Source organism: Verrucomicrobiia bacterium (assembly GCA_019634625.1).
Lineage (GTDB): Bacteria > Verrucomicrobiota > Verrucomicrobiia > Limisphaerales > CAIMTB01 > CAIMTB01.
In genome coordinates this window covers 18,466-31,223 of sequence record JAHCBA010000060.1, presented here as the reverse complement: position 1 = coordinate 31,223, position 12,758 = coordinate 18,466, and the positions used below count along the sequence as shown (strand labels likewise).

The 12,758-nt window shown below is 67.2% G+C and carries 10 protein-coding genes; 3 read left to right on the top strand and 7 right to left on the bottom strand.

The genetic code is table 11. The features are described from left to right. Window positions 1–514, top strand: a 514-nt coding sequence (locus KF833_22590) for a transposase (GenBank protein ID MBX3748106.1), incomplete at its 5' end; no start/stop codon positions are given. An 83-nt stretch (window positions 515–597) separates the two neighbouring features. Here the strand turns inward: KF833_22590 and KF833_22585 are convergent. From KF833_22585 to KF833_22555, 7 genes are all read right to left on the bottom strand, one after another. Next, the gene (locus KF833_22585; protein ID MBX3748105.1) at window positions 598–981 is read right to left on the bottom strand and encodes a RidA family protein; all 384 of its coding nucleotides are present in this window, start codon (window positions 979–981) and stop codon (window positions 598–600) included. Window positions 982–988: 7 nt separating this feature from the next. Further along, entirely contained in the window at window positions 989–1,189 is a 201-nt protein-coding gene (gene iscX, locus KF833_22580; GenBank protein ID MBX3748104.1) for a Fe-S cluster assembly protein IscX, read from the bottom strand. A 33-nt stretch (window positions 1,190–1,222) separates the two neighbouring features. Continuing rightward, window positions 1,223–3,385 carry a hypothetical protein gene (locus tag KF833_22575; protein ID MBX3748103.1) on the bottom strand — a complete coding sequence of 721 codons (2,163 nt, stop codon included), beginning with the start codon at window positions 3,383–3,385 and terminating at the stop codon, window positions 1,223–1,225. 48 nt (window positions 3,386–3,433) lie between these two features. Next, window positions 3,434–4,180, bottom strand: a complete 747-nt coding sequence (locus tag KF833_22570; protein ID MBX3748102.1) for a hypothetical protein — start codon at window positions 4,178–4,180, stop codon at window positions 3,434–3,436. 4 nt (window positions 4,181–4,184) lie between these two features. After that, window positions 4,185–5,573 (bottom strand): hypothetical protein, encoded by a 1,389-nt coding sequence (locus tag KF833_22565; protein ID MBX3748101.1) that lies wholly within the window; start codon window positions 5,571–5,573, stop codon window positions 4,185–4,187. Window positions 5,574–5,592: 19 nt separating this feature from the next. Beyond that, the gene (locus tag KF833_22560) at window positions 5,593–7,287 is read right to left on the bottom strand and encodes a type II/IV secretion system protein (protein MBX3748100.1); all 1,695 of its coding nucleotides are present in this window, start codon (window positions 7,285–7,287) and stop codon (window positions 5,593–5,595) included. A 124-nt stretch (window positions 7,288–7,411) separates the two neighbouring features. Next, window positions 7,412–10,831, bottom strand: a complete 3,420-nt coding sequence (locus KF833_22555) for a PD40 domain-containing protein (protein MBX3748099.1) — start codon at window positions 10,829–10,831, stop codon at window positions 7,412–7,414. A gap of 209 nt (window positions 10,832–11,040) precedes the next feature. Here KF833_22555 and KF833_22550 point away from each other — a divergent pair, with 209 nt between their 5' ends. Both KF833_22550 and KF833_22545 read left to right on the top strand, forming a co-directional pair. Next, entirely contained in the window at window positions 11,041–11,379 is a 339-nt protein-coding gene (locus KF833_22550) for a hypothetical protein (protein ID MBX3748098.1), read from the top strand. Further along, entirely contained in the window at window positions 11,376–12,758 is a 1,383-nt protein-coding gene (locus KF833_22545) for a radical SAM protein (protein ID MBX3748097.1), read from the top strand. Before KF833_22550 ends, KF833_22545 begins: the two co-directional genes overlap by 4 nt.

Genomic DNA, 12,758 nt, shown 5'->3' with positions numbered 1-12,758 from the left:
CAGTGTCCTGGTGGAGGACTGTCCCAGCACCCTCCGCGCCATCGCCGCCTACATCGACCTCAATCCCGTCCGCGCCGGACTGGTCAACGATCCCAAGGACTACCGCTTCTGCGGCTACGCCGCCGCCCTCACCGGCGACAAGGTCATCCGCCGCGGAATCATGGGGTTTCTGGGTGCAACCGACTGGAGCGCGGCGTCAGCAGAATATCGCCTGGCGCTTTACGTGATTGGCGGGACGTCAGGGCGGAGCGACAAGCGGGTGCTGGACCCGGAGGCGATCCGGGCGGAACTGGCGCGGGGCGGTCAACTGCCGCTGGGCCAGATCCTGCGGTTGCGGATCCGGCACATGACCGACGGGGTGTTCCTGGGATCGAAGGAGTTCGTGGACCGGATGTGGGAACAGCACCGGGACAAATTCGGCAGGCGGCGCAGGAACGGCGCACGCAACATTCGAGGCGCTCCGATCCCGGGGTTGACTGTGCTGCGCGATCTGCGGGTCGATGCGGTGGGGTAAGGCTCCGCGTCTGGGGCGCAAAGACCCGTGGTATGGATCCAGAGAAGGGATGCGCGGGGCACGCAAGTCCGGCGTCCAGCGGATCAGAGCGTGTACGTGGCGACCACTTCGATCTCGACCGCGGCGCCGCGCGGCAATGCCGCCACCTGGAGGGTCGAACGGGCCGGGTAATCCCCGGTGAAATAGCGGCCGTACACCTCGTTCATGGCGGCGAAATCAGCCAGGTCTGTGAGAAACACGGTGCATTTCACCACATGGCCGAAGCTCAGGCCCTGATCGTCAAGGATCAGCTTGATGTTTTCGAGCACCCGCTCGGTCTGGGCCCGAATGCCGCCCTCGACCAATTGGCCGGTGGCCGGATCCAGCGGGATCTGGCCGGAACAAAAGAGAAGGTCGCCGGCGCGCACAGCGTGGTGATACGGCCCCACAGGGGCGGCGGCGCGGGCGGGTCGAATGATCTGCTTCATAAGAGGCCTACTTCTTCTCCTCGTACCAGGCCATCTGGATGTTCTCCAGGATCTTCTCGTTCGAGGCATCGGGCGCATCCTCGAATCCTTCCAATTCCAGCACCATCCGGTGGAGCTTCGGGAAACTCAGCTTCAACGGGTCCAGATCCGGGAACTTGTCGATTAGGGCCCAGGCGATTTCCTCGTGGTCCTTCCAGGTCAGTTTCATGGCGGCTTGCAGATGAATCAGGACTCCGCCGGACTACTGTCCGCGACGGATCTGTCGGCGGGTGCGTCGGTCCGGATTGGGATCGAGCGTGGGAGCATTGGTGCTGCCGGGCTGGATGCCGAGGCGTTCGGCCATCTCGGCCTCCTTCTTCTGGAAATCCCGGACGGCGGCCGCAGCGTTGGGCAGCGACCGGCCTTCGAGTTCGGCGAGCTCGGAGGCCTGTTGCGGGGTCTGGAGGATGGTCGGGCGAATCAGCACGATGAGTTCGGTGCGCTGTTGAAAGTTGTTCTTGCTCCGGAAGGCCCAGCCGAGAATCGGGATGTCCTTCAACCATGGCACGCCGCTCACGCCCTCGGTGCTGCGGTCGGTAATGAATCCGCCCAAGATCACTGGCTCACGGTCGCGCACGGAAAGCACCGCCGCGGCGCTTCGCGTCCGGATGGTCGGGATCTGGTCGTTCCCAATCTGGGTGGGCGGCCCGAGCTGGTCGATGGTCTGGGTGACCTCGAGGGTCACCAGTCCGTCGGGTGTGATGTAGGGCACCACATCGAGTTTGGTGGTGACCTTCTTCTCCTGGTAGGTCGTGTACGGCGCAAAGGAACCGCCGCCGATGCCGCCCCCGTAGTAAGGCGAGGAACTCTGGGGGTACGGGACGGTGTCACCGATCTCGAACGTGGCCTGCTGGGCGTGCGTGGTCTGGATCCGCGGACGGGCCAGCACCTTGGCATTGGAATCGGTCGCCAGCGCCGTCACCGCCAGGGCAAAGTCGTCCTTGTACTGCCCGAAATAGCTGAAGCCGCTCGGGAACATCGACCCGAACAGGTTCGTCGCGATGCTGGCGTTGTTGATCGAGCCACCCGCCGTGCTCCAGCCTCCGAACTGTTGGGGTTGCTGCACCATGCTGACCCCGAAGTCCCGGCCCTTCTCGAGTCCAACTTCGAGGATGATCGACTCGATCAACACCTGGGCCAGCAGCGTGTCGATCTTGGCCACGATGTTGGTCAGCATTTTGAAGTCCTCCCGGCCGGCATAGACGATCAGCGAATTGGCCCGGAGGTTGGGGATGATCCGCGCATCGGCCAGCAGACTGTACTGCGCCCCGCCGCCGCCCACGGCCGCGCTGCTCGCCTGCCGGAGCCGGTCGGCGAAGGAGGTCCGAGCCGCTCCCGGCGAGGTCATCGCCGCCCCGGTCCGAGCCGCGCCAGTCAGCGCCTGCTGGGGCGTCACCCCGCCGACCCCAGCACCACCGACCGGCGTGCCGGTGGCACCGGAACGGAATCCGCTCGCCCGTGCAGCAGCCCCGCCACCGGAGGCCGCGCCGGTGACCACGCTATTGAGGGTCTCATAGATTTCCTCGACGCGGCCGTAGCGGATCGGGATGACCTCGAGCTTGTAGTCCAGCTCGGGCGTGACATCGAGTTCCTCGATCAGCTCCGCCATCCGTTTCACGTTGGCGGCCATGTCGCGGAGGATGAAGAAGTTCTGGTCGTCGAAGACGAGCACCGGATTCTGGATCTTGCCCGAGGCGAACTGCTGCACCGCCTGGGCGATATCGCCGGGTTTGATCTCCGATACCCGGATCATCTTGGTCGTGAACTGACCCAGTTCCGAAAAGGCCTCGTGGGGAAGATCGCTCGCCAGCGCCCCTTCCTGGACCGCCTGCTGGCTGGGGACGACCTTCACGAACTTCTCGCCCACCGGGATCACCGAGATCGCGTTCAGCGCCAGCACGGCGTTCATGGCCTCGATGGCCTCCTCCCGGGTCAGGTCCTCGAACCGCAGGTTGATCGGTCCGCCCGCCAGTTGGGGGGGCCGCAGGAGCACCCGGCGCACCAGGGCGGCGTACAGATCCAGTGCGCTCTCGAGGGGCGCGTTGGGCAGGTTCAGCGTGACCAGATCATCGTCGGCGAGCTGCGCCGCCTCCTCCGGGGTCATGCTCGGCTCTCCGCCCGGTTCCACCGCCGCCCCAGGCGTTCCAGGGGCGCCGGGCGCCCCGGGCACTCCAACCCCCGGCTGGCCCGGTGGCCGGCCTGGACTGGGTGCGGCCGGAGCCACCGGTCGAATCTGCACTGGTGTCTGCCGGATGGGCGGCGGGGTTTGGGCGCTCGAGGGAACGACGCCCGCCAGGATTGCCGCCAGCGTCAGCCAGGGGGCAATCCCGAGACGCCTCGGGTCGGTTCGATCAGGGGAGTTCATCGCTGGCAGCGCCCGTAGGGGGGCGGGAGACGGAAAACGTTCATCGCTTCAGGATCCACTGGGCAAATTGGTGCGCCCCACGGTTCGAACCGGCGAGGGGATGGTGTTGGTACGGGGATGGGGTGACCCTGGCGCCGCATTCGCAGCGGTCGCGCCCGGAGGATTCGCCGCGGGCACCCCGGTTGCGGCAGGGGACGGGGTGGCCGTGACAGGGCCTGTGGCCGAGGCCTTTTGAACACTGGCCACCAGGCGGATGGTGCCGACCAGGTTGGTGTTCCCCTGGGACCGCGCATCAAACGATCCCGGGGCAAGGGTTAGATCCTTCACCCGGATGGTCGAACTGCTGCTTCCCACCCGGTACAGGAACTCGACAAACTGGGCTTCGGTGCCCGTCACCTGGGTCATGGTCAGGGCAATCGCCTCGAAGAAGGCGTTGGTGGTCCCCCCGCGCTCCGGCTGCACGTCGCTCCATCGCGGCACCATCAGGCCGACCTCGCGGGCCAGGCGCTCCATCTCGCTGCGAAACTGGATCCGTTCCTCCCCCACCGGCAGCGCCGAACCGCTGGCCTGGAGCTTGGCCAGCATGGCCTCGTACACCGGGCGGCGCGCGATCTCGCGCTGGTACATCTCACCCTTGGTCGCCGTGTCCTCCATGCGCTCGGTGATCTCCCGGAAATCGCCAAACCGCGGCCAGACCAGCCAGTAGTTCAGCACCACGAAGGCGATTGCCGCAATGCCGACCACGAGGCGGCGCTCGGACGGCGTCAGGTTGAGGCGGTCGAAAAAGCGCAACATCCGGTCAGATCTCCTGCCGCTGCAGCCGGCAATGAAAACTCCATTGAATCTGCTGCTGGCCCCGCACCGAACGGACCACGGTGGGCCGCAGTTGAACTTCGCTGAACAGATTGGTGTTCCCCACCACCTTGCGCCGCAGCGCCGCCCAGAACTCGGTGATGCGCGGCTCCTGATCCACCGGGGCATTCCCGCTGATCACCACCGATTGCCCTCCCGAAAACGCCAGGCTCTCCAGTGCCAGTTCCTCCGGCATCGACTCGACGGTGGCCAGCCAGCAGTCCAGCGCGGCAAACCGGAGATTGACCGTCTCCTGCAGCACCTGCGCCTGCGCCCGGATCCGGAGCGTGTTGGTGAACCCGGCACTCACCGACGCCACCTCCTGCGCCAGTTTTTCGTAGCGGAACTTCTGCACCTCGACGGCCCCGAAATAAAGCAGCACCGCCACCAGGTACGCCCCGAACACCGCGCCCAGACCCCCCATCCACAACCGGTCGGTCTGCTGCTGCCGGTACCGGGCCGCAAATTCGGACGGCAACAGGTTCCCCTGCCCCTGGCCCTTCGCCGCCCGTCCCGCACAGAAACCCGCCAGCACCGCGTCCCCCGGCGAGGGAATCCCATGCACCGTCATCCCCAACGCCCGCTCGATGGGCTCCCGCCACTCGCCCAGCGTCCCCTCGTCCGCGACCAGGTGCGCCTCCCGAAACGGACCCGCCCAGCCCTCGAGTTCGCCCGCCCAGGCCAGCCGATGCAATTCCTCCGACACCTGCTTCGCCCACCGGTCGTCGTCCGTGAAGTTCACCCGGTTCAGCACCCGCAACGCCCCCTCGGCCACCCACCCCGCCAGACACACCGGCCGTTCCCCCAGGCGAAACAGAAACACATAGGCTCCGTCCCGCGGAAATGTCGTCCGCGCCAGCAGGGTCAGAAGCGGTGTCTCGATCCGGTCCACCAGGAATCCCCGCCCCTCAAGCCGGCTGAGCAGGGATTCCACGCCGTCCCGCTCGGCCACCAGCAACAGCACCGGCAGCCCGGCGGGTCCCCGCTGCGGCAGCACCTCGTGACTCCACACCACCTGCCCGACCGGCATCGGCGACAGCTTCTCGATCTGCAGTTCGAGCATCGCCGGCACCTCGGCCGGGTCGTCGGTCGGCAGATGCACCAGTTGCACGAACACCGGCGACTCGTGCAGCCACGCGATGTTCAGCCGCGGCCGGATCAACTGGCTCCAACCCTTGCCCACGGCCCGCGCCGGCAGCGGCTGGTCCACCGCCTGTTCGAAGCTCCCCGCCGGTCGCGCCTCCGAACCGGCGAAGCTCCACCACCGGGTCCGCCCGGCCAGGTCCACCAGGACATTGCAGCCATGGATGCGGGATTTGCGTGGGGCTCGGGCCATGTCGGATTCCTTCGGGCGTTCAAACGCGGCTGTCGTCCATCAGCGCCCCCAGATGCTCCTCGGTCTGCGTCACCCGCAACACCTCTTCGATGGTGGTCTGACCCGCCCGGACCTTGTTCCAGCCGTCGGTCCGCAGCGTGCGCATCCCGGCCTCGATGGCCTTCTGCGCAATGGTCGAGGCCGGCGAACGATTCATGATCAGGGGCCGCACCGCCTCACTCACCACCAGCAACTCGTAGATCCCCATCCGACCCTGGTACCCCAGGTCGCGGCACTCCTCGCAACCGGCCCCCTTCCAGAACCGCGCGGTGCCGATCTCCGCCTCGGGAAAGCCGATCCTCCGCAGATACCCCGGGTCCACCTGCTGCTCCACCTTGCAGTGCCGGCAGATGGTACGCACCAGCCGTTGCGCCAGCACCGCCTCGACCGACGACGCCACCAGGAACGGCTCGATGCCCATGTCGATCAATCGCGTGAAGGCGCTCGGGGCGTCGTTGGTGTGGAGCGTGCTGAACACCAGATGCCCCGTCAGCGCCGCCCGGATCGCAATCTCGGCGGTCTCGAGATCCCGGATCTCGCCCACCATCACCACGTTCGGGTCCTGTCGCAGGATGTGCCGGAGGCCCATGGCGAAGGTGAGCCCGATCTCCGGCCGCACCGCGATCTGATTGATCCCCTTCAACTCGTACTCCACGGGCTCCTCGATCGTGATGATCCGCTTGTGCACCGAGTTGATGCTGCTCAGGAAGGCGTACAGCGAAGTGGACTTGCCGGAACCGGTCGGGCCCGTCACCAGCACGATCCCGTGCGGCTTGATGATCAACTCCCGCAACGCCGACTCGTCGGCCGGCGCGTACCCCAGCTTCTCCAGCGTCAGGAAGATCTTCCCCCGGGTCAGCAACCGCAGCGACACGCTCTCCCCCCAGACCGTCGGCACCGTGGACACCCGGATGTCCAGTTCCTCGCCCTTGATCCGGACATTGATCCGACCGTCCTGCGGCAGCCGCTTCTCGGAGATGTTCATCCCGCTCATCACCTTGATGCGCGAGATCAGCGCCGCCTGAAACCGCTTCAACTGCGGCGGCATCGGTGTCTGGTGCAGAATCCCGTCGATCCGATACCGGATCCGCAACTCGTCCTCCGCCGGCTCGAAATGAATGTCCGTCGCCCGGTCCTTGTACGCCTCCCAGATGATCTGGTTGACGAACTTGATGACGCTGGCGTCCTGGTCGCCCTCGGTGATCTCGCGGTCGCCGCTGACATCGAGGTCGATGGCCTCGTCCTCGGCCATCCCATCAAGCGTCTCGGCGCCCACCCCGTAGTACCGTTTGAGGGCCTTCTCGATCTCCGCCCGCGGCGCCAGCCCCAGTTCCACCGGGCAACGCGCATCGAACTGCACCGCGTTGAGCATCGCCGCATCGAACGGATCGCTCACCGCCAGTTGCAGAACGCCGCCTTCATGCCGGGTGGGAAAAACGACGTACTGGAAAGCCACCTTGGTCGAGACCCGCTTCTGTGCCTCGACGCTGGGCGGCAGACGCGGCAGGTCCAGGTACGGCCAGCCCATCGCCTCCGCCAGCTTCTGCAGGGTCTGATCCTCCGAGAATCCCGCCTCCCGCCCCAGAAACGTCACCAGGCTCTCCGTCCCGCCCCCGTCCCTCGACGTCCGCCACGCGCGCGTCAGCGTCTCGAACTGGGCGGTACCCGCCACCATGCCGGCGGCGGCGAAAACATCTTTGACCGAGCGGAGTGCCATGCGAGGGCGGGGGACTGTGCCACAGGCTTCAACAAGCACACACGACTAAAGTTGCGCCGCCTCGCAGAACGACCCACCCCCATCAACGTCGCTTGTCCGGGTACGGCGGCGGCGAGGGGATGCGCACCGGCTGCCGTTCCATCGCCTCACGGATCTCCGCGATGGCCCGGTCGAGCTGGTCGTCGATCCCGTCGAACTCGCGCGCCGGGTCGTTGTCCACCTCGATGTCAGGCTCGACGCCAACCCCTTCCATCACCCACTCCTGTGCGGCGAGATCGAACCGGCTGAACTCGGGTCGATTGAGATACCCGCCGTCCAGCAGCGGCAGGGTCCCCCGAATCCCCACCACCCCGCCCCATGACCGCTGACCGACGATCGGTCCCAATCCGTGCTGCCGGAACCGGTACGCCACGATGTCGCCGTCACTGGCCGAAAACGGATCGAGCAGGAGGACCTTCGGACCCAGCACCTGCCCGGTGGGATCGACGTTCACGGCGCCGTTGCGGGCCACCGTCCAGAACACCGGCTCGCGCCGGAGCCGCTCCATGATCTGGGGCGAGACATTCCCGCCCCCGTTCCCCCGCACATCCACGATCAACGCCTCCTTGTGCAACTGGGCGTAGTAGAACTTCGCGAATTCGTTCAGCCCGGGAACCCCCATGTCGGGGATGTGGATGTACCCCACCCGGCCCCCGGTCGCCTGGTCGACCTTCCCGATGTTGCCCAGGACCCACTCCAGGTAATAGAGCGGCTGCTCGTTGTCGGTCGGCACCACCGTCACGTCACGCGCCCCCTCCTCCCGAGGTTCCGCATTCAATCGCAACGCCACCTGCCGCCCCGCCCGCCCCACCAGGGCCGCGTGCAGATCCGGCATGGCCCGCGTGGACCGGCCGTCGATGGCCACGATGTAGTCCCCCGCCTTCGCCCCCACGCCGATCTCCGTCAGCGGACTCCGGTAACGCGGATCCCAGTTGTGACCGGGCAGGATCCGTTCGATCCGCGGATACCCGCTGTCGTCGCGCCGCAGAACGGCGCCCAGCAGCCCCTGCGGAATCCGCCCGGGCCTGGGAAAGTCGCCGCCGCCCACGTAGGCGTGCCCGGCGTTCAGTTCGCCAATCATCTCCCCGATCACATACGTCAGGTCCGCCCGATGCCGCACATGCTCGAGCAACGGCGCGTACCGCTGCCGCATGGCCGGCCAGTCCACCTCGTGCAGGTTCGGCGCGTAGAAAAAGTCCCGCATCTGCCGCCAGCACTCGTTGAAGATCTGCCGCCATTCCGCCTGCCGGTCGAGCGTCACCTCCAGTCCCGACAACGACAGCGTCTTGTCCTTGGTGTCCAGCCGGCCCGTCGGCGTGTCCACGATGGCAAAGCTCGAACCGGTCCTCACCAGCATCTTCTTCCCGTCCGCCGAAACCCGGTACCCCGACACCTCCCCAATCTCGGTCTCCTTCTCCTTCTCCAGGTCGAACACAAACAGCGTCCCCTTCCGCACGTAGTACAGCCGGCTCCCCACCGAAGTCAGGGCCCGGTAACTCGAGGCCGACGGCGGCAGCACCGCGATCCGCTGCACCAGCCCGTCGGCATCCACCCTCACCGTGACCTTGTCCGCCCGGTTGGTCCCGCCCCCACCCGCCCCCTCCTTCCCGGATCCCGATCCCGATTCCGTCCCGCCCGTCGTGGCCGCCGCCGCGTCGGCTGGAGTCCTGGACAAGGCCGCCACCACCTCCCGGAACAGTGGATCGCCCAGCAGTTCGCTGATCGTGCCGATCCCCGGCGAAGCGCTGCCCGTCGTGGCGTCCGGTTCGGCATTCGGCTTCACCTCGTCGCTCTTCGGTGCGAACGGCGAAGGCGTGTCCGCCGCCAGCGTGACCAGGTAGATCCGGTCCATGTCGGAGTAGGTGTGGTTCCACTCGGTCGAACCGTAGGTCGGCTGGAACGACCGCCTCGAAACGAAGAACAGGTACTTGCCATCCCGGCTGAACACCGGCTGCCCCACGTTGAACCACCCGTCCGTCGCCGGCACCGTCCGCTTCTCGTCCAGCCCGTAAAGCTGCAAGGTCGGAAACCGCCTCGGTTCCGGCCGGACGTAGGCGATCCACCGGCTGTCCGGGGACCAGTCGAATTCGGGGATCTCCCAGACCTCCGACTGCTCCACCAGCGTGACCTGCTCCGTCGCCACCTCGACGATCTGCAGCCGGTTCTTCTTGTCAGTCCAGGCAAGCCGCTTCCCGTCCGGCGACCATGCCGGACCGTACTTGTACGTGTCGCCCCCGGTGGTGATCTGGCGCGGCTGGTCGAGCCCGTCCTGACTCCGGATCCAGATCTCATCCTCCCCGCTGGCATCGCTGACGTACGCAATCCAGCGCCCGTCCGGCGACCACACCGCATCCCGCTCGTGCACGCCCGGCGTGCCGGTCAGGTTGCGGGTCGGCCCCTTCTGGGACGGCACCGTGAACACATCGCCCCGCGCCCCGATCAAGGCCCGCGCCCCGTCCGGCGCGAGGTCGTAGGAGGTCGTCTCCCGGCTGACATCCCGCCGCCCGCCCCGTCCGATCGCCAGGTCCTCGCGAATCTCCACCGGAATCCGCACCGCCTCCTCCGATTCCAGGTCGAACCGGTACAGGCAACCCCCGTTCTCGAAAACGATCGCCTTGTCCCCCAGCGAAGGAAACTTGACCGCGAACTCCGTGAACCGCGTCACCTGCCTCACCGCGCCCGTTTCCATGTCCCGCACGAACAGGTTCGCCTGCCCGTTCGCATCGCGCTCGGACACGAAATAGATCCGGTTCCCATGCCACATCGGGAAATTGTCCTGCGCCGGATCGTCGGTCAGCCGCGTGGTCGCGCGCGTCGCGAAATCGTACAGCCAGAGATCGTCCGCCTGCCCGCCCCGGTACCGTTTCCAGGTGCGAAACTCCCGGAAGATCCGGTTGTAGGCCAGTTGCCGGCCGTCGGGCGAGAAACTTGCCCAGCCGCCCCGCGGCAGCGGCAGCATGTCCGACTCGCCACCCTCCAGCCGCGCCAGCATCAGGTGCCCCTTGAACGCGTTCCATTGGCGCCCGCGCGACCGGTAGATCACCGTGCTGTTGTCCCGCCAGCCCAGCACGATGTTGTTCGGCCCCATCCGGTCCGACACGTCGTCCCGGTCCAGCGTCGCCGTGTAGGTCAACCGACGCGGTTCCCCCCCTTCCGCCGGCACTACATACACCTCGGTGTTGCCATCATACTGGCCCGTGAACGCCAGATGCCGGCCGTCCGGCGAGAACCGCGGGAACATCTCGTAACTGTCCGGATCGCTGGTGATCCGACGCGCCACCCCGCCCTGCGCCGAGACCAGGTAAAGATCCCCGGCATACCCGAAGGCCACCCGGTCGCCGTGGATGGCGGGAAACCGCAGCAACCGCGCCTCCGCCGCCGCGCCGCTGCTCATCGACACCGCCAGCAGCGCGAGCCCCGGAATCCATCCTCGCGCCCACCCGCTCCAGAAAGGACAACGCATGCCCAAGGCTAGGGCGACCGTCACGCACCGCGAAGCGCAAACCGACCGGAGCCCATCACCCTCCCCACGGCATCCGCCTCCTGCCTCCCCCGTACCCGTACCGCATCCGGCCACCCCCCAACGGATCACCGCATCGATCTGCGGGGGGAACCTCCAAAAAAGATCGATGGACGGCCCGGCCGGCATCGGTGATACGACAGGGCCGCGCCATGGACCCCGAATCCGCCCCGCCCCCGGTTCCCCAGCCTCGTCCGACATCCCGACAGGACCTCACCTGGCTGCTGATCTTTCTTCCCGCGCTGCTGACCATGTTGATCGCGGCCGTCGCCCGGAACCAGGGCCCCTCCTCAAGCTCCCACCTCGCCTGGACGCTGATCATCGCCCCGGTCGCCTCACTTCTCGTCGGTGGCTTCCTCGGATTCCGCTGGGGCGCCAGGATCGGCGGAACCACGGCGACACGGGTGATCGTGACGTTCCTGTTCATGCTGGTCGCCGTTGTCGTCTGCCTCGCCACATGCTTCGCCGGGTGCGCCGCAATCCTCGCATGAACACCCCGATCGGCCTGCGGTCACTCCACGAGGAAACCGTCCTCAAACGGACCCTCAGCCGCTGTCCGACCTGCCTCCTGCCGGTGCCCGGTGAGGTCGTGCGTCGCGGCCCGGGCCACGGCGAGATCCACCTGCGACGGACCTGCCCGGTCCATGGCGAGGCGTCGTTCCGCATTGCCCGCGACGCCCGGTTCCACTGGCTGTCGCGCGGGGCGGACGCCCAGGGCGATTGCGGTTGCGACGCCGGCGCCTGCCGGTCGAGCGACGGAACGCGGGCGGGTTCGCTCGGCCGCAACGGGACCGGGCCGGCGGCCGCCGACTGCGAGAAGCTCTCCACCTGCCTGGCCCTGATCGAAGTGGTCCATTCCTGCAACCTGGCCTGCCCGACCTGCTACGCGGACTCGCCCGTGGGCACGGGCGTCCGCGTGGACGCACCCCCGCTCGAGGAACTGTGCCGGCGCATCCAGGGGGTCATCGATCGAAAGGGCCGTATCGAGATTCTCCAACTCTCGGGCGGCGAACCCACGCTTCACCCGCGGTTCCTCGAACTGCTGGACTGGACAATGAACCACCCCGGCATCGACGTGGTGCTTCTCAACACCAACGGACTTCGCCTCGCCCGTGAGCCGGACTTCGCGGATCGCCTCGCGCGCACACTCCGGCCCGGCCGGTTCCAGTTGTACCTGCAGTTCGATGGCCCCGACGAGGCAGGCCAGGTCGAATTGCGCGGCGCCGATCTCCGGGCCGCACGGGAAGCCTGCCTTGACCAGTGCGCGCGCCTCGGCCTGGGGGTCACCCTCGCCATGACCGTCGTTCCCGCCAACCGCGCCTCCCTCTGGGCCGCCGTCCAGTTCGGACTGCGCCGGGACTGCGTCCGGGGTGTCAGCTTCCAGCCGCGGTTCCTGGGCGGGCGCCTCCCGGCTGCCCCGGAGGACGGACCCATCACCCCGTCCGACATCATCCTCGACCTCGTGGACCAGGCCAGCGGGTCGCTGCGTGTGGAAGACTTCACCCCTCTGCCGTGCGGCGATCCCAACTGCGCCACCATCGGATACCTACTCCGTGTCGATGGCGCCGTCCGGTCGGTCAGCGAGTTCGTGGATTTCACGAGACTCCAGGATTTCCTCCGCGACCGAGTCCGGTACCGCCTCGAGGATCTCGCCCGGTGCGGATGCGATTCCGAACCGCTGGGCGCCCTGCTCCGTCAGTTCGAACTCGACGTCCGGCACACCTTCCGCCTCTTCATCAAACCCTTCATGGACGCCCGGACCTGGGACCAGGACCGCATCGACCGCTGCTGCACGCACGTCATCCGCCCGGACGGCCGGCTCGACTCGTTCTGCCGGTATTACTCGGGCTTTCCCGACTCCCGGACCTGA